The following is a 23,920-nucleotide window of genomic DNA, read 5'->3' as shown; positions in this document are numbered from 1 at the left end:
GGCCCATCTTATTCACAGCCCGAAGCGGCAGCGTAGCTCTTGCCTGCTTCTATACCCAGGTCGGCGGCCTTGCGCCAGTCGGCGCAGGCGCCGGCGGGATTGCGCAGCATTTCGCGGATGTGCCCGCGGTTTAGGTAGGCCTCGGCGTACTGCGCGTTTTGCTGAATAGCGGCCGTGGCATCGGCCTCGGCACCCTTGAAATCTTCCAGCTTGAGCTTGGCGGCAGCGCGGTTGTTCAGGGCCAGCGCGTAGCCGGGTTTCAGCTCCAGCGCCTTGCTGAAATCATCCGCCGCCGCTTTGTAGTCGCCGGCCTCAAAACGAGCCTGACCGCGGCCGAGGTAGGCCACGGGGTTGTCGGTGTGGTGGCCGAGGTAGGCGTTGTAGTCGGCCAACGCGCCTTTGGCGTCGTTCTGGCGGCGCTTGGCGGCAGCGCGGTTCAGCAGGGCTACTTCCAGTTCGGGCTGCAGGCGCAGGGCTTCGGAATAATCCTGCACGGCGGCGGCGTAGTTGCCGAGCTGGCGCTGGGCACTGCCCCGGTCGTGATAGGCGTAGGCGTACTTGGGGTCGGCTTTGATGGCGGCGGTGAAATCAGCCAGCGCCGCCTGGTAGTCGCCTTTTTCGAAGCGTAGGTCGCCGCGGTAGTACCACGCCGGGGCGTAATCGGGTTTCAGCTCGGCGGTTTTGCCGTAGTCCTGCTCTGCACCGTCGTTTTCGCCCAACGCCTGCTTGGCTTGGGCACGGCCATACCACGCCGTGAAGCTGGTGGGTTCCAACTGAATGGCTTGGTTATAGTCCTGCACAGCCGGGCCGTACTGCTTCAGCTCGTAGCGGGTGGCAGCGCGGTTGTAGTAGGCTTTGCCAAAGTCGGCCTTGGTCTTAATGGCTTGGTCGAAGTCTTGCAAGGCCGCCTGGTAGCTTTTCTGGTTGAACTTCGCCACGCCGCTATTGTAATATTTCTCAGCTACCTGCGCCGGTGGCAACGTGGTGGCCCGTACAGTATCTACCTGTGCCTGGGCCGCAAAACCCGCTGTCGATAGGCAAATGGTGAAAAGTAATTTCTGCATCATGCTGGTAATTGGTCCAGGGTGTGGACGTTTCCTTGTCGAAATATATTGGATTTTTCCGCAGAAGCCAGCCGTTGCTCAAACTTAGCTTGTCAAGTCAACTCTGGTCGCGGCTTCCAGTTCAGCTCCTGCACCGACAGGTGTCCGGCCGGGCCGCGAGTTTGAGTTGCTATTTTTCTCACAATCCCTTTCTCCGCAGGCCCGGCAGGCGAGTCACCTGCATTGCCACCACTCAATCTGTCGCCATCAGCAAACCATTTAGCTGGCTTCGGTGGTTATACACCGCGCCGTGTCGGAGTTTGCGTAATTTTGCACCCGCCGCGGCCTTCGTGTCCGCGACTTTTCTTTCCGTACCCTCAGCCAGTTTATTCCCATGGCAATGTACCCCGAATACATGGTGGCCCCCATCCGCCAAGACCTCACCGACGCCGGCTTCGAGCAGCTGATGTCGCCCGAAGAAGTGGACGCCGCCCTCATTCCCGCCCAGGGCACCGTGCTGGTGGCCGTCAACTCGGTGTGCGGCTGCGCCGCCGCCAAGGCCCGCCCGGCCCTGAAAATGGCTTTGTCGAGCTCCGACAAAAAGCCGGCGAAACTCGTGACCGTGTTTGCCGGCATGGAAACCGAAGCCGTGGCCAAAGTGCGCGAGCATCTGCTGCCGTACCCGCCCAGTTCGCCCAGCATTGCCCTCTTCAAAGACGGCGAACTGGTGCACATGATTGAGCGCTACCACATCGAAGGCAACGACTTGATGCGCATTGTGGACAACCTTCAAGGCGCCTTTGCCGAATACTGCTAGTAATAGTAAGTTTTTCGTGCTGAAAAGGCCCGCGGCGTCTGCTGCGGGCCTTTTTGCTTGCATTTAGCGGCGACTAACCCAGCAGTTGATAGTCGAGCATCACCACGCCGTCGGAATATTTTTGAAAATTTTTTAGCGCTAATTTTTGCGGCGGCGGCTGGGTCAGCAGCTTGACGCCGCGGCCCAGAACAACGGGTATCACGGCCAGCATCAGCCGGTCGATAAGCCCGGCGGCGTTGAACGAGTCGATGAGCTGCCCGCCGCCTACCAGCCAGGTGCGGCCTGCGGGCAGTTCGGCTACCAGCTCCGTTACCGGCCGGTTCAAGAGCCGGATGCGCGGGTCGGCATGGGTGGGCAAATTCCGCTGGGTGCACACGTAAGTATCGAAGCCAGCGTAGGGCCACGGAATGCCGAACCCCAGCAGCTGCTCGTAGGTGCGGGAACCCATGACCACGGCCTGCAGGCTGCCGAGAAATTCGTGGTAGCCGTAGTCCTCACCCGATTCTTCGAACGGTTTCAGAAACGCTACGCTACCGGCTTCGTCGGCAATGTAGCCGTCGAGCGAGGCGGCGATGTAGAGGACGATTTCGCGCATGACCTGAAATAAAAAATGGCGCCTCGCCCGCAATGCTGCGGAGCGAGGCGCCAAGGTATTGGGCAGCTGCAAAGCGGGCAAGCCGCAGTCTAAGGAATCAGCCTACAAGCCCAATGACTTGAAGAAAGCTTCCTGGTTCGGCTCGCGGCCGAGGAATTCTTTCACCAAATCCAGCTCTTCCTTCGTGCCGCCCTGCGCCAGCACAATGTCGCGGTAGCGCAGGCCGGTTTTCTGGTCCATCACGCCGTTTTTCTCGAATACCGAGAACATGTCTTCGGCGTACACTTTCGACCACATGTAGCCGTAGTAGCCCGCGCCGTAGCCCGTGAGGTGCCCGAAAGCAGCCTGCATGTTGGTCCCAGCCAGGTAGGGGTAGGGCATGATCTGGTTCTGCACCTTCTTGAGCACGTCGGTGGTGGTTTCGGTGCCGTTCGGGTCAAACTTGTCGTGCAGCGTCATGTCCAGCGTGCCGTAGAAAATCTGGGCCGAAGCGGCTATGCCCGAGCCCACGTTGCGGGCCGCCCACATCTTGTCGTAGAGCGACTTGGGCAGCACCTCACCGGTTTTGTAGTGCTTGGCGAAGCCTTTCAGGGCGTCGTAGTTCCAGGCCCAGTTTTCCAGAATCTGGGAAGGTGCCTCCACAAAGTCGCGCTTCACGCTGGTGCCCGACTGCGACGACAGCTCGGCCGTCGTCAACAAGTTGTGCATCACGTGGCCGAACTCGTGGAAGAACGTCACCACCTGACCGTGCGACATCAGCGCCGGCTTGTCGGCCGTGGGCGCGTTGAAGTTGCACAGCAGCGCGGCCGTCGGAATCTGGTAGCCCTGCGGCGTGGCTTTGCCGGGCACAATGCCAAAGCAAGCGGCGTGGGTGTACTTGTTGTCGCGCGGGTGCAGGTCGAGGTAGAAGCGGCCGATGAGCTTTCCGTCGCGCTGCACCTCAAACAGGCGGGCGTCGGGGTGCCAGGTCGAAGCGTCTTTCACCTCGTTGAATTTCAGCCCAAACAGGTGCTGCGTGGTCTGGAACAGACCGTCCATCACGTTGTTCAGTGCGAAATACTCCTTGGTTTTCTCGGCGTCGAGCTGGTATTTGTTTTTCATCAGCAGCTCGTTGTAGTAGCTCACTTCCCAGGGGCTGAGCGTGCTGGCTTTCGGGTCGCCCGAGGCCGTGCGCTTCACTTCCAGCAGTTCGGCCACGTCTTGCGCGGTTTTCTGCTTCACGCGCTCCACCAGCTTGCTTTCGAAGTCCCACACCGTTTGCGGGGTTTTGGCCATGCGGCTGCTGATCTGGTAGGCCGCGTAGCTGGGGTAACCCAGCAGCTTGGCTTTCTTCTGGCGCTCCACCAGCAGCTGCTTCAGCACGTCGAGGTTTTTGTCGGCCGCGCGGTTGTTGTACTTCACAAACAGCTGCTTGCGGGCCTCATCCGAAGCCGCGTACTTCATGAACGTGCTGTACGACGGGCCGTCGAGGCCAATCTTGTACTTGTCGCCCTCCTTGGGGCGGGCCTTCTTGTAGTCTTCGGGCAGGCCTTTCATGTCGGCCTCGCTCACCAGCAAAAAGTCCTTGTAGGCCGCAATGTTGTTGCCGAAGGCTAGGCTCAACTCCGAAATCCGGTCGTTGATTTTGCCTAGTTCCTGGCGCTTTTCGGGGCTCAGGGCAAAGCCGCTGCGCTCAAAATCCTCAATGGTTTCGGTCAGAAACTTCTTGCGCGCGCCGGTCAGGGCTTTGGCTTCGGCGGTTTGCGAGTAGGCCTTCACGGCCTTGTAAAGCTTCTCGTCCAGCTCCATTTCGTTGCCAAACTTGCTCAGCTCGGCAATGCTGCGCTGGGCCTGGTTGCGGATGGCCGAATCGGGGCTGGCATTGGAAAGAATGTTGATGGTGCCGCCCGCCTGCCCAATCCGGGCCGAAAGGTTGTCGAGGGCCAGCATGGTGTTGGCAAACGTGCGCTTGTTGTCGGGCACCAGGTAAATGCCTGCCAACGATGCTTTGGCTTCCAGCACGGCCACGTCAGTGGTTTTCTTGATATCGGCCTTGGTGGTTTTCTTGAAATCAACCGTCTTGTTGAAGGACGGCATCAGCACCGACGTAGCCGGTTTGGGCGTCGGACCGTCGCCGGCCGTGGCCGCTGATACGCCGCCCAGGGTGAGCAGCAAGGCCAGCCCCACGCGGGCAGGCAGTTTGGTGTAGGAGTAAGTCATTGGTGCAGGGAAAGGGAAAAGGAAGTGTGCGACCAAGATAGCCGAAACCGAGAGACGGAGCTAGGGGTCAACCGCTGCATTGGCACAAACAAAAACGCCCGCAGCCGAGGCCGTGGGCGTTTTTCGCGTGAAGGCGGTGCCAGCGTTAGTTGGCCACTTCACTCAGGAACTTGATACGCATCAACCGCAGGTCCTCTTCGGTGTAGTCGTCGGTGCCCAGCTCTTCCAAGGCCACGGCAATGTTGTCGGAAGCGGCCTGCATAAAGTAGTCGTAGATTTCCTCCTGCCGGTCCTGGTCGAGCACCGAGTCGATGTAGTAATCCAGATTGAGCTTGGTGCCGGCGTAGCAGATGTGCTCGATTTCCTCCATCAGCTCGCGCATGTCGATGCCTTTGGAGGACGCAATTTCCTCCAGGTCCATCTTTTTGTCGATCTGCTGGATGATGTAAATCTTGATTTTCGACTTGTTGACGGCCGATTTCACCACCACGTCGGCGGCGGTTTCGATGTCGTTGTCGGCTACGTACTTCTTGATCAGCTCCAGAAACGGCGCGCCAAACTTCTGCGCCTTGCCCTGCCCCACGCCCGACACGTGCGCCAGGTCGTCCATTTTGGTGGGGAAGGTGGTGGCCATTTCCTTCAGGCTCGGGTCCTGAAAAAGCACGTAGGGCGGCAGGTTTTTCTGCTGGGCCAGCTTCTTGCGCAGGGCCTTCAGCATATCGAACAAGGCCGCGTCGTGCCCCGCCGATTGCTGCACTTCCTCCTTCCGCTCTTCCTGCTGCACTTCCTTCTCGAAGTCGTGGTCTTTGGCAAACTTCAGGCTGAAGGGCGCGGCCAGGAATTCCTCGCCTTTGTCGCAGAGCTTGATAACACCGAAATTCTCGATGTCCTTGCCCAGGAAGCCGTTGAGCATGCACTGGCGGATAACCGAGTGCCAGAACGCCACGTCGTGCTCTTTGCCCGCGCCGTACACCGGCAGCTGATCGTGGCCGTAGCTTTCGATGTGCGGGCTGGTGAGGCCCGTGAGCACGCTCGTCAGGTGGTCGATGCCGAAGCGCTGCTCGGTTTGCTGCACGGACTGCAGGGCCAGCTTCACAAACTCCTTGGCCTCGAACTTCTCGCGCGGGTGCTTGCAGTTGTCGCAGAAGCCGCAATCCTTCTCGTACACCTCGCCGAAGTAGTGCAGCAGCTGCTTGCGGCGGCACACGGCCGAGTCGGCGTAGTTGGCCATTTCCTGCAGCAGCAGCTTGGAGTTGTCGCGCTCCGTCACCGGCTTGTCCTTGTTGAACTTCTCCAGCTTCACGATGTCGTCGTAGCTGTAGAACATCAGACAGTCGCCGTCGAGTCCGTCGCGTCCGCCGCGGCCGGTTTCCTGGTAGTAGCCCTCAATGGACTTCGGCGTATCGTAGTGAATCACGAAACGCACGTCGGGCTTGTCGATGCCCATGCCGAAGGCAATGGTGGCCACAATCACGTCGGCTTCCTCGTTCAGGAACGCATCCTGGTTGTGCATGCGCGTCTGCGGGTCGAGGCCGGCGTGGTAGGGCAGGGCCCGCACGTCGTTGACCTTCAGCAGCTCGGCAATTTCCTCCACCTTCTTGCGGCTCAGGCAGTATACAATGCCGGCCTGGCCCTTGCGCTGCTTCACGTACTGAATCAGCTGCTTTTTGGTCTGGTGCTTGGGCCGCACCTCGTAGTAGAGGTTGGTGCGGTTAAACGACGTCTTGAACACCGAGGCGTCGTCCATCTGCAGGTTTTTCTGGATGTCGAGCTGCACCTTGGGCGTGGCCGTGGCCGTGAGGGCAATAATGGGCACGCCCATGCCCAGGCTGTCGATGATGCCGCGGATGCGCCGGTACTCGGGCCGGAAATCGTGGCCCCACTCCGAAATGCAGTGCGCCTCGTCAATAGCCACAAACGAAATGGTGGCCTTCTGCAGAAAATCAAGCGTTTCCTCCTTCGTCAGGCTCTCCGGCGCCACGTACAGCAGCTTCACGTCGCCGTTGATGACGTCCTTCTTCACCCGGTTGGCCTCGGTCTTGGTCAGCGTCGAGTTCATCACCTGGGCATTTACCCCAAAGGCGTTGAGCTGGTCGACCTGATTTTTCATCAGCGCAATGAGCGGCGAAATGACGATGGCCGTGCCCGGCAGCACAAGGGCTGGCAACTGGTAGCACAGCGACTTACCCGCGCCCGTCGGCATAATCACAAACGTGTTATGGCCGTCGATAACGTTCTGGATGATGGCCTCCTGCGTGCCGCGGAACTGACCGTAGCCAAAAACTTCCTTTAACTTGGCCTTCAAATCGGCCCCAACGGGCTTGGCGGCCTTCTTTTTGGCAATCGGCTCTGCTGTGTTGGCTACTTCTGACATCTTTCTTCCTCTTGAGCAAAGGGTGCAAACCGGGCGGAAACTAGGAAAGAGGTTTACTGCTCAATCTAAACAAAGTTAGATTGAAAGCCCAGACTGACATTACTTCCATCGGAAAAAAAGTGCTTTTGCAAGAAGCAGAAGCCATTCGGGGCGTAGCCGAAGCTATTGGGCAAACCGGAGATTTCCAAGATTGCGTGCGTACCATTTTGGGACTGCACGGCCGCGTGGTTGTCACCGGCATTGGCAAGAGCGCCCACATTGCGGGCAAAATGGTGGCCACGCTCAACTCTACCGGCACGCCAGCCCTGTTTATGCACGCCGCCGACGCCATTCACGGCGACCTGGGCATGATTCAGCCCCAGGATTTTATTATCTGCATCAGCAAGTCGGGCGACACGCCCGAAATAAAGGTGCTGGTGCCGCTGCTCAAGCGGTTGCGAGTGCCCATGGCCGCGCTGGTGGCCAACCGCGACTCGTACCTCGCCCTCCAGTCGGATTTTGTGCTGCACACCCCCGTGGAGCGAGAGGCCTGCCCGCACAACCTGGCTCCCACCACCAGCACTACTGCCGCCCTGGCCCTGGGCGACGCGCTGGCCGTGGCGCTGCTAGAGTCACGCGGGTTCAGCTCGCAGGATTTTGCACACCTGCACCCCGGCGGCACCCTCGGCAAGAAACTCTACCTGAAAGTGGGCGACCTGAGCCGCCAGAACCAAACGCCCCGGGTGCCGCTCGACGCCCGCCTTGCCGAAGTCATCCTCGAAATTTCGGGCAAGCGCCTCGGAGCCACCGCCGTGCTCGACGGCGCCGGCCAGCTGCAGGGCATCGTAACCGACGGCGACCTGCGGCGGATGCTTTCCAATTTTGCTCCCGAGCGGCTGGCACAGGTGCGCGCCCAAGACATCATGACGCCCGGCCCAGTGACCATCGACGTCGAGGAATTTGCCGTGGAAGCCTTGGCCCGCATGCAGGAGCGCAACATCACCCAATTGGTGGTAACCGAAGCCGGCCGCTTCCTGGGCTTTATTCACCTCCACGATCTGCTGCGCGAAGGGCTGGTGTAGCCGAATTGCTACTTTTGTACTCCCTGCTGGTGTAGCCGAGGGTGCCGATATGGCCCTTGAGAAACACACTTCTTTTGCATTAAATGACTCAGAACACATACCTCGTGGTAATGGCTGGCGGCATTGGCAGCCGTTTCTGGCCGTTCAGCCGTACCAACAACCCCAAGCAGTTTCACGACGTGCTGGGCGTTGGCAAATCCATGCTGCGCCTCACCGTAGACCGTTTCGCCGGCATTTGCCCGCCCGAAAACGTGTTTGTGGTGACCAACCGCGACTACACCGAGCTAGTGCAAAAGCACCTGCCCGAGCTGCAGCCCGACCAGATTCTGGGGGAGCCCATCGGCCGCAACACGGCCCCGTGCATTGCCTACGCCAGCTACCGCATTGCCCAGCGCGACCCGAACGCCACCATCATCGTCACGCCGGCCGACCACGCCGTGTTGAAGGAGGACGTGTTTCAGGACGTGATTCGCCAAGCCGTGGGAGCCGCGCAACAGAACAACGTGCTCATCACGCTCGGTATTCAGCCTTCGCGCCCCGATACCGGCTACGGCTACATCCAATACATGGATGAGCAGAAGCTGGGCGACACCAACCTGCGGAAGGTGAAAACCTTCACCGAGAAGCCTAATTTGGAGTTGGCCCAGATGTTCGTCGACAGCGGCGACTTTCTGTGGAACTCTGGCTTGTTTGTATGGCGCGCCGATGTCATAGTGCAGGCTTTTCACCAGTACCTGTCCGACATTGCCGAGGTGTTCGACGACGGGCTGCCGCAATTGGGCACGGCGCAGGAAGAGGAGTTCATCAACGAGGCGTACTCCCGCTGCCGCAACATCAGCATCGACTACGGTGTGATGGAAAAGGCCGACAACGTGTACGTGCTGCCCGCCGACTTCGGCTGGAGCGACCTAGGCACCTGGGACTCGCTCCACCGCATGGGCCACCACGACGCCGACGGCAACGTAGTCGACGGCGACGCTATCCTGTACGACACCAAGGAGTGCGTCATCAAAACGCCTTCCGAGCGCCTCGTGGTGGTGCAAGGCCTGGAAGGCTACATCGTGGCCGAGTACGACAACGTGTTGCTCATCTGCAAACGCACCGAGGAGCAGCGCGTGAAGGATTTCGTGGCCGACGTAAAGTCGAAGAAAGGCGCGGGCTACAATTAAAAAGCCTCTGTCATCCTGAGCAACGCGAAGGACCTTCTCCCGCCAGAACGCTGCACGTAACAACGTCTCGTTCTGGCGGGAGAAGGTCCTTCGCGTTGCTCAGGATGACAGTTCCTGCGCTGCTGTCCTCAGCTACTGTGGCGCAGCCAAGCGCTGGCGCAGCACTTCGTAGAGCAGAATGCCGCTGGCTACCGACACGTTCAAGGAGCCAATCTGCCCGATCATCGGAATGCGCAGCTTGGCGTCGGCCAAGGTCAGGAGGTCGGGCGTAATTCCGTCCTCTTCGCTGCCCATCACCACCACCAGCGGGCCGGTCATGTCCATATCGGTGCTTTCGAGGCTGCCGTCACCCTTTTCAGTGCAGGCTACAATCTGCAGGCCCGAGTCGTGGAGGCGGCGTAGGGTGGTGTGTAGGTTCGGCTCGCGGCACACGGGCACGCGGGTGAGGGCGCCGGCTGAGGTTTTCAGCGCGTCGCCGTTTAGCTGGGCGGCGCCGCGAGCGGGCACCACAATGGCATCGACGCCGAGGCACTCGGCCGAGCGGGCAATGGCGCCGAAGTTGCGCACGTCGGTGATGCGGTCGAGCACGAGGATGAGCGGGTTCTTGCCCTGCTCAAACAACCCGGCCAGCAGCGAGTCGAGCGGCGCGTAGTCGATGGGAGAGAGGAAGGCCACCGCACCCTGGTGGTTTTTGCGGGTGAGGTTGTCGAGCTTTTCGGCCGGCACCAGCGAGATGGGCGTATCGACGGCGCGGGCCAACTCGTTGATTTCGCTCACGAGGCTGTTCTTCGTGCCTTTCAGCAGGAAGATTTTCTCCAGCGTGCGGCCAGCGTGCAAGGCCTCCAGAATCGGGCGCAGACCGAAAATCATTTCGATGCTGCGGTCGGCGGCGGGGCGCGGGGCGTAGGTTTTTTTGAAGGCGGGGCGGCGCTCGTTCAGCGGCCGGCCTCCGCCCTGGGGGCGTTCAGACCTGTTCTCCATTGTTCCACGGCGGCATACCAGAGCAGTTCGTACTCGGGGCGGCGCACCAGTTCATAGTAATCGGGGGCAAAGGTACTCGGTTTGGCACGGAACACGTACGTGGCCGTGCCGTAGCCGGCGTTAGGATACTGCCACCGCTCTTCGGCGGGGCTGCGTTGCACCCGGTTGGGCGGGCCCAGCACAATGTAGAGCAGGCCGCGGTCGGTCATCCAGCCGGGCTTGTGGGCGGTGAAGAGTTGGTTGGCTTCTTCTACGCGGCTGTAGAACTGCTGCAGTAGTTGCCGGGCGGGGCCTTGGCGGTTGTTGGCCGCCCGCAGCCAGAACGCATCGACCTCCCGTTTGGGTGTGTTTGACTGCTCCAGGCGCGTGCGTTCTTCGCTGGTGGTGAGGTAGCGCAACGGCGCCACTAGCTCGGTAGCAATGGTTAAGTCAGGAAATGCACCGTTGGGCGCCAGCACTCCAACGGGCGCTCCGGCATTGGCCGGCTGAATGGTGTAAAGGCCGGGCTCCGGTAAACGCATCCGCTGGCCCGCCCGCACTTCCTGCTCGGCTTCGGCGCGTAAAGAGCGAGGTTTGGCCGCTGCTGCAGGCTTGGAATAGGGTGGAAGCGCAGGAGCAAACGTGGCCGTGTAGCGGCGCACGGTCAACGGCTGCTCGGGGCCGTAGCAATCCACGCCGAACGGTTCGCCCACGCGCACATAGCGGCGCAGCAACGGCTGTCCCACCGAATCGACCAGGATGTAGGAGCGGCTCCGCATGTCGGGCGTTAGCTCCAACCAGGCAGCTACGGCGGGGTCATCGGGCAGGTAGGCAGCGGGCCAGGCGACCAGCACCTGCACGCCGTCGAGTGCCGCGGCCAGTACGCGGCATTCCACCCAGGCTGCTGTGCCTTCGCGCCGTAACGTACGCGAGCCGAGTGGAACAGTGGTTTGCCACAACGGCGAGCGGGCGTTGTAGTTGCTCCAGCCCACCAGGCGCAATGGTTGACCCGGGCGCAGCACGCTGGCATCGGGGAAGCGCACATACAGGCGTAGGCTGTCGGCTTCGCGGCGCACGTCGACCTGGGCCCGGCGCGCGGGGTTGTACAGGCCCGTGAAGTCGAAGCGGGCGGGGGAAGGCAGACGTTGCGCCATGCAGGGACTGGCTGCTACCAACCCCACCAGCAACCTCAGAAGTAAACCCAGACACCGCATAAACACTAATAACGTGAAGTTGGCAGAATCGGCGGGGTATAAGGGACGGGAAAAGGATACGCCTCAAACCACAGCACAAGGCAATGGCTCGGCGAGAAGCTGAACACGAGCAACGCTAGGGCCAGGTGGCTGGGGTGCCACGGGAAGCAAAAGAAACGCCGCTGCGGCAGAGCCGAGCGGCGTTTCGAATGAGTGGCTTTATTCCCGTTACTGCGGATAATATTGCTGCAGCAGCTGCAGGGCTTTCGTAGCCCGGGCCCGGTCGCCGGTTTTTTCGGCGGCGCGGTACACGCTCTGCAACGTGAGCAACTGCAACTGCACTTCGAGGTCGAAGAGGCCGCTGGTGGGGCTGGTGCTGTAGTAGGCCAGCGCCTGCTGGGCGCGGTTGGTCATGGTGTCCATGATGTTGTCGGCCTGCTGCTTTTCGCCCACTTTCACGAGCGGCTCCACCAGTTGCGGAGTATAGTAATCGTACGGAATAGCCTTGTCGGGCATCACCTTGAGGCAGTAATCCACGATTTCCTTGGTGCGCTGCAGGTCGCCGGCGTCGGCGTAGGTCTGGGCCAAGCGGGCAAATTTGTCGCGGTAGTTGGCCGGGAAGCGCAGCTGGTTTTCGTCGTAGAAGATGTCGGCGCGGTCGAGGTTGCGGTAGGCAAACTTGTGCATGAGGTTGTCATACATCAAGTCCTTGGCCACGTAGCCTTCGTCGCCGCCCTGCGGCTGGTAGTTCGGGTCGCGGGCCGGCAAAATGCGGTAGGCCAGGCCTTCGAGCTGGAAGTAAGGCTGCAGGTTCATGAAATCCTGCGTGTTCACCGTCGAGGAGAAGTAAATAGGGCGCTGCCAGTTGTTAGTAGCCAGCATGTCCAGAATCACCAGGTTCTTCTTCTCGATGGCACCGCGGCCCATGTCCCAGTCCATGCGCGCCACGAGTTGGCCGCGGCGGTCTTTCGGGATGATGTTCAGCTTCTGCACCGCCACCGTGTCGATGGGCAGGTAGAATTTGCGCGTCGGGAACGACAGCAGCGAGTGGCCGCTCTGGGTTTGCACCTGCAGCAGCGGGCTGTTCTGCCGAATCAGCTGCATGAACTCCCGCAGGTTTACTTCGGCCACCGAGGGATTCTCCACGAAGGGCAGGTAGTCGTTGGTGCCCTGCACGTAGTCCTTCTTCTCCATCCCAATGGGCAGCGGCTGCGACAGGTAACTGTCCCGCTTCATCTGGTCGATGTACCAGTCGGTATTCAGGTAACTGAGCACGGCCACGCGCACATCGGGGCGCACGCCTTCCACTTCCTGGGCGTACCAGAGCGGGAAGGTGTCGTTGTCGCCGTTGGTAAACAGAATGGCATTTGGTGCCAGCGAGTTCAGCAGGTTCTTGGCCGAATCCACCGAATTGTAACGGTCGGAACGGTCGTGGTCGTCCCAGCCCTGCTGCGCCATGAGGGCCGGAGCAAGCAGGCCGAGTGCCACGGCCAGACCACCACGCAAGCCGTCAGCTTTCAGTACCGGGCGCAGCAAATCGGCCAGCCCGAGCACACCCAGGCCAATCCAGATGGCGAAGGCGTAGGTAGCGCCGGCAAAAGTGTAGTCCCGCTCGCGGGGCTCGATGGGCGGCTGGTTGAGGTAGATGACGATGGCCAGACCCGTGAACAAAAACAGCAGGCCCACGATGAGGGCGTTGCGGCCGTCGCGGCGGATGTGGAAGAACAGACCCAGTAGGCCAAAAATCAGCGGAATGGCGAAGAAGTTATTGCGGGCGGCGCTGTCGGCAATGCGTTCGGGCAGGCCGTTCTTGCCAGCTCCCGTCGGCCACAGCACCCCGGCCTGCTGCACATCCGACTCGCGGCCCACGAAGTTCCAGAGGAAGTAACGCCAGTACATGTGGCCCATCTGGTAGCGGAACAGGAAGGAAAGGTTCTGGCCCATCGTCGGGCGCGTGCCTTCCTGAATATCCACCCACTTCTTGTACTGCTGAATGTGGTTGGGGTCGTTGCTGTACAAACGCGGCAAGAGCATCTTGTCCTCGTCGTTGTAAATAGTTTCGAGCTTGTGCTCAACCACCACGTACTTGTTGCCCTGACGCGCGTAGCGCGGAGCACCCTCTTTCTGGTCGATGGGCTGGGCATTGAACTGCGGGCCGTAGAGCAGGGGCCGGTCGCCGTACTGCTCGCGCTTCAGGTAGCTCACAAACGAGAGGACATCCTCGGGGTCGTTCTCGTTGATGGTGGGGTGGAAACTGGAGCGAATCGGAATGATCAGGTACGAGGAGTAGCCAATCAGAATGAACACAAAGCTGAGCAGCGCCGTGTTCAATACGCGATTGTTTGAGCGAATGGAGTAACGGAACCCGAACACCACCAACCCAAAGAACAACACCAGGAACAGAATCAAACCCCAGTTGAACGGCAACCCTACCGAGTTGACGAAGAAGACCTCAAACGAGCCGGCCAATGAGGGCAAGCCCGGAATGATGCCCACTAGAATCAGCCCGACGATGATGCTGCATACCACCAGCGTGATGACCGCGCCAGTCCAAGTAGCTTTGTCGGTGCGGCGGAAATAGTAGATGAGGCCCAGGGCCGGAATGGCGAGCAGGTTGAGCAAGTGCACACCAATGCTCAGGCCCATGACGTAGGCAATGAGGATGAGCCACTTGTCGGCATCGGCTTCGTGGGCGCGGTTTTCCCACTTGAGCATGAGCCACACCACCACGGCCGTGCACAAGCTCGACAGGGCGTAGACCTCCGCCTCAACAGCGTTGAACCAGAACGAGTCCGAAAACGCCAGCGCCAAGGCGCCCACCACCCCGCTGCCCAGGATGAGCAGCGTCTGGGGCGGGGTCGGCTCCAGGCCCCGGTCGTCGTGCATGCCCGGCCGACCCAGCACCAGCTTCTTGGCCAGGATGGTAATCGTCCAGAACAGGAACAGCACCGTGAACGAGCTGCTCAAGGCCGAGAGCGTGTTCACGAGCACCGCAACTTTGGTTGGGTCGGTAGCGAATAGCGAGAAGATGCGGCCCAGCAGCAAGAAAGTGGGCGCCCCGGGCGGGTGCGGTACCAGCAGTTTGTAGGAACAGGCGATGAATTCGCCGCAGTCCCAGAAGGAGGCCGTAGGCTCAAGCGTGAGCAAGTACGTGACGGTGGCCATGGCAAAAACAAGCCAGCCGATCAGGTTATTCAGACGATGGTATCGCTGCATAGAGGCATTTTCAGAGAGGTCAAAAGTAGGCATAAATCCAGCACGTGACCAGCCAGGCCCAACTGGCCGAGCGGGAAACATAAAAAAGCAGCCGCCCCGTGGGGCGGCTGCTCGGTACAGACCAGTATGGTACGGCAGGGAAGCAAGGGCCGTTTAGTCTTGGATGGTAATTCGCTTGGTGGCTATTGCTTTGTCGTTCACCAACAGGTTGCAGAAGTAAATGCCTGCTGGCAAGCCCGACAAGTCCACGGGCTGACCCTTGGCAACCAGTTCAGGGCGCAACGATATGCTGCGTACCTCGCTGCCGATGATGTTGGACACGCGCAACTGATATATGCCGTTGGCCTTAGCGTCACCCATCGCCACGGTTACTTGGCCACCGCGGGCAGGGCTGGGATATACATCCAGCGAAGCAGTGGCGTTGCGTAGGTTCAGGGTAGGGGTAGGCACCGGCGAAACCGTGATTTCACCGTACATGCCCGCGCCGGGCGCCCCGTGTGCCGTGCAATGGTAGGGGAAGCTACCCAGCGTATTGAACGTTATGGAACGGGTAGTGGAAGCACTTGGCGTAAACGTCGACCAAGCGGCCGGGCTGCTGTCCGACATGGTGGGGTGAACCCCCGACGCCCATTGCCAGCGCACAACGTCGCCAGGCTGAATGTTGAGGAATTGGGGGCTATAGTCGTTGTCTCTGACGGTAACTGTCCAAGTAGCCGCAAAAGCCGACGCCTGTACGCAAAGCAGCGTCAGTACCAAAGCCAAACGAGTAAAAGTTTTCATAAGAAGCTGGGGGATTCACCGCAACGCGGCGTGGGGTAAACGGTTGAGAGAAGGCAAAAGGCGCATGGCCGACGCTCCTACGTGTGCGTAAATTGCAAGCACCGTGCCCAATTCAGGGAAGCGGTTTGGTTGCTTGAATTTGACCTCGCAACACTGATTAGAGCAAATAAGCAGGCGGTGGTTTAACACTACGGCGACATAAGCAGTGCTGGGCTGTTTTCTTCCCACTCGGAAACCGCACACGAAGGGTTGCCTGCTCTGCCTACTACCTACACACGAACCCAACCAGCACCTTACAAGTGCCGAATTTCCTGCAATCCGAAGGCGCGCTCGGTACCGGTAGCCGTTTCCACCACAAGGTGCCCGGTGTCCCGCACGTCCACGATGCGCCCGGCCGAGCGCTGCCCCTCTACCTCGTAGTAGTGCCATTCATCGAAACGGTACAGCTTGCTTAGGTATTCGCGGTGCAAGGCATCGTGGCGGCCGTTCCGTAGCTGCAGGTACCGCTGCTCCAGGCATTCCAGCAACTGCGTGGCCAGCGGTGCCAGCGCATACGAGCGACCCGTCAACAGGCTTATGGAAGTAGCCGTGCCAACGCCGAACCGGGTTTGGTTAACATTTAGCCCCATTCCGACAACGCTCCAGTGAATTTGTGCGCCGCCAAGTGTGTTCTCAATCAGTATGCCGCCCAGCTTTTGGTCGTGGTAAAACAGGTCGTTGGGCCATTTCACGCGCAAAGCGGGGTCGGGGCCAAGCAGGCTGCTGGCCCAATCGTGGGCGGCCAGGGCGACGGCGAGGTTCAGCCGGAACTGCGTCGGGGCCGTCAGAAACGCGGGGCGCCACACCACCGACAGCGTCAGGTTTTCGCCGGGAGCTGCTTCCCAGCCGTTGCCGCGCTGCCCGCGCCCGGCCGTCTGACGGTCTGTTATGACGGTGCAGCCTTCGGTGGCGCGGTTTTGGCCAATCAGTTCGCGCGCCTCGGTGTTTGTAGAGCCGCATTCCGGCAACCACAGCAGCTGTTGGCCCGTGAAAAGGGTTTGGGGACTGATTTGCTCCACCCGATTTTTTCTACTTTGTGTTGACAAACGTACTCTCTCTTATGAAAATTTCCCCGGTTCGGCAGGATTCGGACAACTTGGCAGACATCGTAGTGCGCGGCATGCAGGAAAAAAAGGCCGTCGACATTGTGGTGCTCAATCTTAAAAACCTAAAAAATGCCGTAGCCGATTACTTCGTTATCTGCTCGGCTTCGTCCGATACCCAGCTCGATGCCATTGCCCGTTCGGTGGAGGAAGAAGTGGATAAAGCCACCGGCCAGAACCCCTGGCAAAGCGAAGGCCGCCTGAACCGCGAGTGGGTACTGCTCGACTACGTAGATGTGGTGGTGCACGTGTTCCTGCGCGACCGACGCCAGTTTTACGCCCTCGAAGAGCTTTGGGGCGACGCTGAAATCTCCTACATCGAGGAGGAAACGGCGGTGAAGTAACGGGTACCCACATTTCTTTTTGGCCCGCGTCGGTCGGCCGATAAGGTAATTTGGCCAGCCGTGCGTTAGCCTCAGCGTACCCCAGGACCGAACAATCCGCTTCGGCGGCCTGTTCAGTCCAGTGTCTTTCCTTCCGTTGAAGACTTTCTTTTTACATGCCAGATAACACCCCTTCTCCGAAAAAGAAAAAGCCCATGCTGCCCACGCCCGGCGCGCCTCGCCCCGGCATGCAGCTTTGGGTATTGCTCGGGCTGGCTGTGCTGGTGTTCGGGTTGTTCTACCTGAACAAAAGCAGTTCAGCCGTTCCAATAAACCAACAGCGCTTCGAGCAGATGCTCCTGGCCGGCGACGTACGCACCATTACCCTGGTCAACGACCGGACGGTGGACGTGACGCTCAAACCGGAGGCGCTGCAAAACGAAAAGTACCGGCGCGAGCTGCGCAGCCGCGGGCCGTTGGCCTTCGACCAGCAAAGCCCGCAGTACACCTTCCGCGTTATCGACGGCAAGTCCTTTAAGGAAGACTACGACAAGCTGCGCGCAACTATTCCCGCCGATCAGCAGATTGGGCTGGACGTGGACACGCGGCAGAGTGTAACCGACATCTTCGCTAGCTGGGGCTTCTTCCTGCTGCTGCTAGTCGGCTTCTGGTTCCTGATGCGCCGCATGAGCGGGGCAGCGGGGCCCGGCGGTCAGATCTTCAGCATTGGCAAGTCGCGCGCGGCCTTGTTTGAGGGCGGCGACAAAGTGAAGATTACCTTCAAAGACGTAGCCGGCCTCGAAGAAGCTAAGGAAGAGGTGCAGGAAATCGTGGAGTTCCTCAAAAACCCCTCGAAGTTCACCATCCTGGGCGGCAAGATTCCGAAAGGAGCCTTGCTGGTAGGACCTCCCGGTACGGGTAAAACCTTGTTGGCCAAAGCTGTAGCTGGCGAAGCCGATGTGCCCTTCTTCTCGCTGTCGGGCTCCGACTTTGTGGAAATGTTTGTGGGGGTGGGAGCGGCCCGCGTGCGCGACTTGTTTAAGCAAGCCAAAGCCAAGGCCCCCTGCATCATCTTCATCGACGAAATCGACGCCATTGGCCGGAGCCGCTCGCGCGGCAACGTGCCCGGCGGCAACGACGAACGCGAAAACACGCTCAACTCGCTGTTGGTGGAAATGGACGGCTTCGGTACCGACTCGGGTGTTATCATCCTGGCTGCTACTAACCGCCCCGACACCCTCGACTCGGCTTTGCTGCGCCCCGGCCGCTTCGACCGGCAGATTAGCATCGACAAGCCCGACATTGTGGGCCGCACGCAGATTTTCAACGTGCACCTCAAGCCGCTCACGCTGGGTCCCGATGTGGATGCGCGCAAGCTGGCCGCCCAGACGCCCGGTTTTGCCGGCGCCGAAATTGCTAACGTCTGCAACGAAGCCGCTCTCATTGCCGCCCGCCGCGACAAGAAGATGGTGACCATGCAGGACTTCACCGACGCCGTCGACCGCGTGATTGGCGGCTTGGAGAAGAAAAACAAGATCATCAGCCCCGAGGAAAAGAAAATCGTGGCCTACCACGAAGCCGGCCACGCCATTGCGGGCTGGTTCTTGGAGCACGCCGACCCCTTGGTGAAAGTGAGCATTGTGCCCCGGGGCGTAGCAGCTCTGGGCTACGCGCAGTACCTGCCCAAAGAGCAGTTTCTCTACAACACTGAGCAACTGACCGACGAAATGTGCATGGCCCTGGGTGGCCGCGCCGCTGAGGAACTGGTGTTCGGTAAGATTTCGACCGGTGCTTTGTCTGACTTGGAGCGCATCACCAAGATGGCGTACTCCATCGTGACCATGTACGGCATGAACGTCAAGCTCGGCAACATTTCGTTCTACGATTCCAAGGGAAACAACGAATACGGTTTCACCAAGCCGTACTCCGAAGCCACGGCCCAGATGATTGACGAGGAGGTGCGCACCATCATCGAAAACGCCTACATCCGTACCAAGCAGTTGCTCACCGAGCGCAGCCGTGAACTGGAAGTGGTGGCGCAGGAACTGCTGGAAAAGGAAATCCTTCTCCAAGACGATTTGGAGCGCCTCGTCGGCCGCCGCCCTTTCGATACGCAAACCACTTACCAGGCCCACACTGCCGGCACCGACCGCAGCGAAACCCTAAGTGAGCGAAAGCAGGAACACCCCAACGGTACGCCCCTCAGCAACGACCTGCCCGACCTGAACCTGCCGGGCCAGCCAGCTACGGACAACAATCCGACGCCTAGTGTACCAACGGGTAGTACGGTTTCGTTTGATGTATAGCAGCTAATGCAACTGCTGTAAAAAGCGCCGCTTCTAGATCAGAAGCGGCGCTTTTTTGTGGTAAGAGAAGCCTTAAACGCAGAAAAACCGCTAGCACAACCAGCGGTTTTTCCCACACCTTTTAAGTTGCAAAAAACTCACAGCGGTTCAGGACCTTTTTTCAGTTGCCCACCTGCCCGCTTAATTAGTCACTAGCATACTCCATTACCGTACAACAAGCGGAGGCGGTTAAACACCGAAGCGGTAACTGTCAGCGCCATTGTAGAAACAATATTACGGCGCCTCGCATGCAGGATAAAGGAAGGATACTCAAGTAGCGTGACTATAATTATTGATGGTGGAATTGATACTATAAAATGCTACGCGGCTATATTAGGTTGCTCTATAACTTCACTCGGCGGAATTGGACTACATATTTGGCTAGTTTGTGACGAAATGCGTTGGTTACGACCCTAAGCGCTAGTGCGGGAATGGGTAGGTGTGGCGACACGCAGGGCCAGAAAGGTTGTGGCCAGGGCCACGCATGGGAATACAATTAACCACCAAGCGGTTGGCTCAAGCTTAGCAAGGCTCAACATACGTCCCCAATCGGTTGCACCATCGGGCAGCCCAAGTCCCAAGAAGGCTAGCGTGGTTTGGAAGGTTAGGCACGCACTCAGGTTGAGCGGTATGGCAGCGCGCAATACGGGCCAGGCATTGGGCAAGATGTGATGCCATACTATGCGGATAGGAGGTAACCCGCTGACCTTTGCCGCTTCTATGAATGGCAACATACGCAGGCGTTGCACCTCTGCGCGGGCCAGCCGCGCTGTCGCCGGCCAGCTGGTCAGGGCAAGCAGGGCTACCAGTGCGGGGGGCGTGAGGTCTATGGCGGCACAAAGGACTAGGATCAGTATTATCCGCGGAATTGCGCCAAGCCACAGCATTGCTGCCAGAACGATGGAGTCGACAGGAAACACAATCTTGTATTGGCTTGACCGGAAGTAGTGAAGTGCCCAAGACGCAATCAGGCCTAATAACGCCGCCGGAACAACTGGCCAGGAAACACCAAAAACGCAAACGGCCAGAATGCCTGGAAGTACACCTACGAAGTAAACACTAGGTATGCGGAGCTGTTGGTTGCCCCAAAAGCCCGCGCTGGCTCCAAGTAATATTCCGATGAGAGACGTGAGCAGCGCAGCAGGTAATCCAACAGCGAGCAGCGTACGGGCCCCAAGCAGTAGATCGGCCAGCACGTCGCGGCCGTATGGGTCGGTGCCCAGGTAGTGGATTGCGGAGGGAGGGGCTGCTATGCGCAGTACATCGAGCCTGCCAAATGCCCACTGCAACGGAAGGCACGGCGCAAAAAAAGCCAGCAGGAGCAAGGCCATAAGCCAAGCGTACGCTGCATTCTGCAACCAACCTGTCTTGCCGGATACTCTCATTTGCTGGTTCGGGTGCGAGGGTCAGCTACTGCCTGAAGAAGGTCGGCCAGCAGCCACGAAACCAGCCGAACCACTGCCGCCATCAATACGCCGCCTAGCAATACCGGATAGTCTCGTGTAGCTCCGGCTGCAAGCAACAGCCGCCCCAGCCCAGGCAGCGCAAACAGCACCTCTATTACAACCGCGCCACCGACCAAAGCCGGTAGTAAATCGGTTAGGCGCGTAAGAAACGGCAGGAGGGCATTGGGAAGGGCATGACGAATCCACACGCCAGCTATGGAAGCGCCTTTGGCCCGGGCTGTAGTCATGTAAGGTTGGACGCGGCTTTGTTGCAGCGCGGCATCTAATGTCAATACCAACGCCGGCAGGTTCACCAGTACCAAACTGCTGACGGGAAGTACCAGATAAGGCAGACGCTGCAGCCACGTAAGTTCTTGAAGGTCGGCCGAGCCTAAGCCGTAGGCCGGGAAGAGCGCCAGCGCATCGGGGTTGGCCAACAGCAGCAGCAACAGCAAACCCAGCACAAACAAGGGCAACGCCTCCAGTCCGTGCAACAGCACGAGCATACCCGACCGTACCCTGGGCCACATGGCCATTGCCAATGCGAGGTTTATGGAAAGGAAGGTGCATCCGATAAAAGCCAGGCTCACCAAGGGCAAGGTTACCCCTACTGTTTCGCGCAGCACTGCCGTGCTGGGGCGCCCGTCGCGGTAGGAAGCCCCCAAGTCACCTCGCAACAGGTCTGTAAGCCAGCGGTGGTACTGATTGGTCGTCCCATGCCAGTGCCAGGGTGCCAGTCGGAAATAAAAAACCGGCTGATCCAGCCCCAAGCGTCGTTGGTAACGCAATTCAGCCGCCGCTCTTTCGGGCAAAAAACCGGTCCTCAGTCCGGTGTCTTCGGACTGTAAGGCTACCCGAGGAAGGCTATGGCTCAATAGAAAGATGATGGATATGACCAGCCACAACGCCAGCAGAGCCCGACTCAGGCGAAGCCATAGCGCGTGCCCCATCACCGCCACCTTAGTTCGCCGAAGCCTTCAGGGCAAACGACGCCAGGTTATAACCGGGCTCGGGGCCCGCTGGGCGCACGTCAGCAAACCGCCTAGCCACTGCCAGCCGGTTGGGTTCGTAGAATAGCACACCTAGCGGTGCTTGCTCGTAGAGCATGAGCTGCAGCCGATGCAGCAGACGTTTCTTTTGCGTTGAGTCTTCTGCCGCGGCTAGCTGTTCGAGGAGGCGGTCGGAGCTGGGCGTACCAAATCCTGAGGTGTTGCCCCCGGTCAGCCCAATGCTGGCGGTGTGCAGAATCGGCCGCAAATCATAGGAGAAGGGGTTGCCGTAGAACGAGCGAAACACCATATCGTACTGGCCGTTGCGCCGCACCTCCGACAGCAGCGACGCCTCGGTGGGGCGAAGAGACACCGGGATTTTCAGTTCCTTCGCTGCTTGTTGGAATAGGAGCGCGGCCGTTTCAAAAGTTCGGTCACCAGCACGGTAATGCAGTTGCAGAGCAAGCGGCTGAGAACCTTGCGCACTTGCGTGGCGTTGCCAGCGGGTGCCTGTAAATTGCCAGCCGGCAGCGCGCAACAGGGCTTTTGCTTTCTGCGGATTGTAGCTCCGCAACGGCAAGCTGTCGTGGTATGCCCACCGCTCACGCGGACTGACCAATCCTACGCTGAGCTGCCCCAGGCCATATTGCGTGGCGCGCATGAGTTGCGGCACATCGAGCAGGTGCAACAGCGCCTGCCGGGTGGCCGATTCCCGCAACATAGGCTGGCGTGTATTCATTTCCAGCGCCACCATGCGGTAGGAGGCAGGCGTGTACAAATGAAAGCGCGCCGCGTCCGACGACGTGCGCAGCCGCTCAAAATCGGCTGCAGGCATGTTCGGATACACATCAACGTCGCCGCGGCGCAAGGCAAGCAGGGCCGTTGTCGGATCGGGAATGATGTGGAACTCCAAGCGAGAGGGGCGGGCCGCGAGCATGGGCGAAGCAGCCGCCATCTTATCGGCCCACCACTTGCTTTTGCGCCGCAACACCAGCCGCTGACCACTCTGCCAGCTTACCAATTCGTAAGGGCCACTGCCACGAACCTGCTGCGGGTCGCGCCACTTTTCCGCGAGGTTGAATTGCGCAGCAAACGCGGCGCAGGCGGTCTTGCTGGCCGAAGTCAACGAGTCGGCGGTAAGTTCCGCCAGCGGTACGGGCCGCAATGCGTGTTGCGGGTCGAGTAAGTATTCCGGTAGAATAGGGAAGTCGCCGCTGGTAATGCCGTACTCGGGAGCAAAGCCAGCGCATACGAAGGTGAACCGTCGGGCATCCGCTGGGTCAATTTCCAGATTGCGGACGAAGGATAGCCCGCTGCTGATTCGCTCGTTGGGCACGCCAGGGCAGAACAGAACACGTAACGAAAACAACACATCGTGCCCCGTTATCGGCTGGCCGTTGTCCCAGGTAGCTTCAGGGCGGATAGTATACGTCAGGTAAGTTATAGGGCCCGCCCGGCGGGTTTCGGGCAGGGCGGTAGCAAGCCACGGGACATAGCGCCTCCGTGGGCCATCAACTACCAGTAAACTTTGGTAGAGCAGATTGTTGATTTGCACCGCAAAAGCGTTGGGCAGCACAACCGGGTTGAGCGACTCCGGGTCCCGCGGCCAACTGACCCGTACGGTAGTCGGCGCATCCTGCAATGGGGCAGGCGAAGAACAAGCTATAAGTCCAACCGTGAGTAGTGCAAGAACACCACGCAGGAGCAATCGAATCATAAGGCGGCAGAAGTTGCGGCATGCAAGGTACCCAACCTGCCCCAAGATAGAAGCGCCTTAGTTCTTGGTGCCGTCGCCCCAGCCGGTTCCGCCCGAGTCGTTGGCCGTGGTGCCGTCGCCCCAGCCCGTACCGCCCGATTCACACGTCGTGCCGTCACCCCAGCCGGTACCGCCGCTATCGGCACTCGACGTCTGCTCAACCCGGACAGAAGCGTCCAACGAAGCAGCTTCAGGGGAAAAGCCAAGGATTTGAAACTGTAGGAGGGCGAGGGTAAGGAGCTCCAGCATAGTAGTACAGGTGGGTGGGTCAACTGTTTGACTGACACAAACTTCCTGCGTTTTTATGCCGAAATAAAGGAAGGTTAGCTAGGCTGTGTGACTATCACTATAAAAAAAAATTATTTAACTTAAATTATAGAATAGTGCAATTTGGCGTTTGGAATACATTTTTCAAATTGCTGAGCTTTTCATTTTGTGTGCGAATGTGACAAAATGCTTGCCTACCACCCATGTATTCACGTAGCAAAGATGAGCGCAGCAATTTGCAGGAGA

18 protein-coding genes are annotated in these 23,920 nt (G+C 59.4%); 5 read left to right on the top strand and 13 right to left on the bottom strand.

What is annotated here, in order from left to right; translation table 11 throughout:
• Positions 1-8 precede the first annotated feature (8 nt).
• Complete coding sequence (locus tag F0P96_RS06605) at positions 9-1,067, bottom strand: tetratricopeptide repeat protein (RefSeq protein ID WP_151078049.1); 1,059 nt, start codon at positions 1,065-1,067, stop codon at positions 9-11.
• Positions 1,068-1,443: 376 nt separating this feature from the next.
• On the opposite strand from F0P96_RS06605, the gene F0P96_RS06600 reads away from it, so the two are divergent.
• Positions 1,444-1,860 carry a BrxA/BrxB family bacilliredoxin gene (locus tag F0P96_RS06600; protein WP_151078309.1) on the top strand — a complete coding sequence of 139 codons (417 nt, stop codon included), beginning with the start codon at positions 1,444-1,446 and terminating at the stop codon, positions 1,858-1,860.
• Between the two features lie 73 nt (positions 1,861-1,933).
• On the opposite strand, the gene F0P96_RS06595 is transcribed toward F0P96_RS06600, so the two are convergent.
• The 3 genes from F0P96_RS06595 to recQ form a co-directional block, all read right to left on the bottom strand.
• Positions 1,934-2,455 (bottom strand): dihydrofolate reductase family protein, encoded by a 522-nt coding sequence (locus F0P96_RS06595; protein ID WP_151078048.1) that lies wholly within the window; start codon positions 2,453-2,455, stop codon positions 1,934-1,936.
• A gap of 102 nt (positions 2,456-2,557) precedes the next feature.
• Positions 2,558-4,654, bottom strand: coding sequence for a M3 family metallopeptidase (locus F0P96_RS06590; RefSeq protein ID WP_151078047.1), 2,097 nt, complete (start codon positions 4,652-4,654; stop codon positions 2,558-2,560).
• A gap of 145 nt (positions 4,655-4,799) precedes the next feature.
• Positions 4,800-7,028 (bottom strand): DNA helicase RecQ, encoded by a 2,229-nt coding sequence (gene recQ, locus F0P96_RS06585; protein WP_151078046.1) that lies wholly within the window; start codon positions 7,026-7,028, stop codon positions 4,800-4,802.
• Positions 7,029-7,108: 80 nt separating this feature from the next.
• On the opposite strand from recQ, the gene F0P96_RS06580 reads away from it, so the two are divergent.
• Together F0P96_RS06580 and F0P96_RS06575 are read left to right on the top strand one after the other, a co-directional pair.
• Positions 7,109-8,089 carry a KpsF/GutQ family sugar-phosphate isomerase gene (locus tag F0P96_RS06580; protein ID WP_151078045.1) on the top strand — a complete coding sequence of 327 codons (981 nt, stop codon included), beginning with the start codon at positions 7,109-7,111 and terminating at the stop codon, positions 8,087-8,089.
• Positions 8,090-8,172: 83 nt separating this feature from the next.
• Positions 8,173-9,258, top strand: a complete 1,086-nt coding sequence (locus F0P96_RS06575; protein ID WP_151078044.1) for a mannose-1-phosphate guanylyltransferase — start codon at positions 8,173-8,175, stop codon at positions 9,256-9,258.
• A 132-nt stretch (positions 9,259-9,390) separates the two neighbouring features.
• On the opposite strand, the gene rlmB is transcribed toward F0P96_RS06575, so the two are convergent.
• The 5 genes from rlmB to F0P96_RS06550 form a co-directional block, all read right to left on the bottom strand.
• The gene (gene rlmB, locus F0P96_RS06570) at positions 9,391-10,239 is read right to left on the bottom strand and encodes a 23S rRNA (guanosine(2251)-2'-O)-methyltransferase RlmB (RefSeq protein WP_151078043.1); all 849 of its coding nucleotides are present in this window, start codon (positions 10,237-10,239) and stop codon (positions 9,391-9,393) included.
• Positions 10,194-11,372 carry a GWxTD domain-containing protein gene (locus F0P96_RS06565; protein ID WP_160620382.1) on the bottom strand — a complete coding sequence of 393 codons (1,179 nt, stop codon included), beginning with the start codon at positions 11,370-11,372 and terminating at the stop codon, positions 10,194-10,196. The genes rlmB and F0P96_RS06565 overlap by 46 nt, the downstream gene beginning before the upstream one ends.
• Positions 11,373-11,639: 267 nt before the next feature.
• The gene (locus F0P96_RS06560) at positions 11,640-14,576 is read right to left on the bottom strand and encodes a glycosyltransferase family 117 protein (protein ID WP_235917403.1); all 2,937 of its coding nucleotides are present in this window, start codon (positions 14,574-14,576) and stop codon (positions 11,640-11,642) included.
• 204 nt (positions 14,577-14,780) lie between these two features.
• Complete coding sequence (locus tag F0P96_RS06555; protein WP_151078040.1) at positions 14,781-15,407, bottom strand: T9SS type A sorting domain-containing protein; 627 nt, start codon at positions 15,405-15,407, stop codon at positions 14,781-14,783.
• A gap of 293 nt (positions 15,408-15,700) precedes the next feature.
• Complete coding sequence (locus F0P96_RS06550) at positions 15,701-16,465, bottom strand: biotin--[acetyl-CoA-carboxylase] ligase (protein ID WP_167291175.1); 765 nt, start codon at positions 16,463-16,465, stop codon at positions 15,701-15,703.
• Between the two features lie 41 nt (positions 16,466-16,506).
• On the opposite strand from F0P96_RS06550, the gene rsfS reads away from it, so the two are divergent.
• Together rsfS and ftsH are read left to right on the top strand one after the other, a co-directional pair.
• Entirely contained in the window at positions 16,507-16,893 is a 387-nt protein-coding gene (gene rsfS / locus F0P96_RS06545) for a ribosome silencing factor (RefSeq protein WP_151078039.1), read from the top strand.
• Positions 16,894-17,048: 155 nt separating this feature from the next.
• Positions 17,049-19,178 carry an ATP-dependent zinc metalloprotease FtsH gene (gene ftsH, locus F0P96_RS06540; protein ID WP_151078038.1) on the top strand — a complete coding sequence of 710 codons (2,130 nt, stop codon included), beginning with the start codon at positions 17,049-17,051 and terminating at the stop codon, positions 19,176-19,178.
• A 452-nt stretch (positions 19,179-19,630) separates the two neighbouring features.
• Here the strand turns inward: ftsH and F0P96_RS06535 are convergent, their stop codons facing one another.
• From F0P96_RS06535 to F0P96_RS06520, 4 genes are read right to left on the bottom strand one after another with little or no spacing between them, the layout of a single operon-like run.
• A complete protein-coding gene (locus F0P96_RS06535; protein WP_160620386.1) occupies positions 19,631-20,548 on the bottom strand; it encodes an ABC transporter permease in 918 nt (305 codons plus the stop codon).
• 50 nt (positions 20,549-20,598) lie between these two features.
• Entirely contained in the window at positions 20,599-21,567 is a 969-nt protein-coding gene (locus tag F0P96_RS06530; protein WP_160620388.1) for an ABC transporter permease, read from the bottom strand.
• 55 nt (positions 21,568-21,622) lie between these two features.
• Complete coding sequence (locus tag F0P96_RS06525) at positions 21,623-23,368, bottom strand: ABC transporter substrate-binding protein (protein ID WP_151078035.1); 1,746 nt, start codon at positions 23,366-23,368, stop codon at positions 21,623-21,625.
• Positions 23,369-23,425: 57 nt separating this feature from the next.
• Positions 23,426-23,656, bottom strand: a complete 231-nt coding sequence (locus F0P96_RS06520) for a hypothetical protein (RefSeq protein WP_151078034.1) — start codon at positions 23,654-23,656, stop codon at positions 23,426-23,428.
• Positions 23,657-23,920: the final 264 nt, after the last annotated feature.

The organism is Hymenobacter busanensis, assembly GCF_008727865.1.
GTDB lineage: Bacteria > Bacteroidota > Bacteroidia > Cytophagales > Hymenobacteraceae > Solirubrum > Solirubrum busanense.
Note: the sequence above shows the minus strand (reverse complement) of the source record. Positions and strands in the feature narration are given on the sequence as shown.

Coding starts and splice junctions, on each gene's coding strand:
- F0P96_RS06605 (WP_151078049.1), bottom strand. CDS start 1,067: ATGATGCAGAAATTACTTTTCACCATTTGCCTATCGACAGCGGGTTTT.
- F0P96_RS06600 (WP_151078309.1), top strand. CDS start 1,444: ATGTACCCCGAATACATGGTGGCCCCCATCCGCCAAGACCTCACCGAC.
- F0P96_RS06595 (WP_151078048.1), bottom strand. CDS start 2,455: ATGCGCGAAATCGTCCTCTACATCGCCGCCTCGCTCGACGGCTACATT.
- F0P96_RS06590 (WP_151078047.1), bottom strand. CDS start 4,654: ATGACTTACTCCTACACCAAACTGCCTGCCCGCGTGGGGCTGGCCTTG.
- recQ (WP_151078046.1), bottom strand. CDS start 7,028: ATGTCAGAAGTAGCCAACACAGCAGAGCCGATTGCCAAAAAGAAGGCC.
- F0P96_RS06575 (WP_151078044.1), top strand. CDS start 8,173: ATGACTCAGAACACATACCTCGTGGTAATGGCTGGCGGCATTGGCAGC.
- rlmB (WP_151078043.1), bottom strand. CDS start 10,239: ATGGAGAACAGGTCTGAACGCCCCCAGGGCGGAGGCCGGCCGCTGAAC.
- F0P96_RS06565 (WP_160620382.1), bottom strand. CDS start 11,372: ATGGCGCAACGTCTGCCTTCCCCCGCCCGCTTCGACTTCACGGGCCTG.
- F0P96_RS06560 (WP_235917403.1), bottom strand. CDS start 14,576: ATGGCCACCGTCACGTACTTGCTCACGCTTGAGCCTACGGCCTCCTTC.
- F0P96_RS06555 (WP_151078040.1), bottom strand. CDS start 15,407: ATGAAAACTTTTACTCGTTTGGCTTTGGTACTGACGCTGCTTTGCGTA.
- rsfS (WP_151078039.1), top strand. CDS start 16,507: ATGAAAATTTCCCCGGTTCGGCAGGATTCGGACAACTTGGCAGACATC.
- ftsH (WP_151078038.1), top strand. CDS start 17,049: ATGCCAGATAACACCCCTTCTCCGAAAAAGAAAAAGCCCATGCTGCCC.
- F0P96_RS06535 (WP_160620386.1), bottom strand. CDS start 20,548: ATGGCCTTGCTCCTGCTGGCTTTTTTTGCGCCGTGCCTTCCGTTGCAG.
- F0P96_RS06525 (WP_151078035.1), bottom strand. CDS start 23,368: ATGATTCGATTGCTCCTGCGTGGTGTTCTTGCACTACTCACGGTTGGA.
- F0P96_RS06520 (WP_151078034.1), bottom strand. CDS start 23,656: ATGCTGGAGCTCCTTACCCTCGCCCTCCTACAGTTTCAAATCCTTGGC.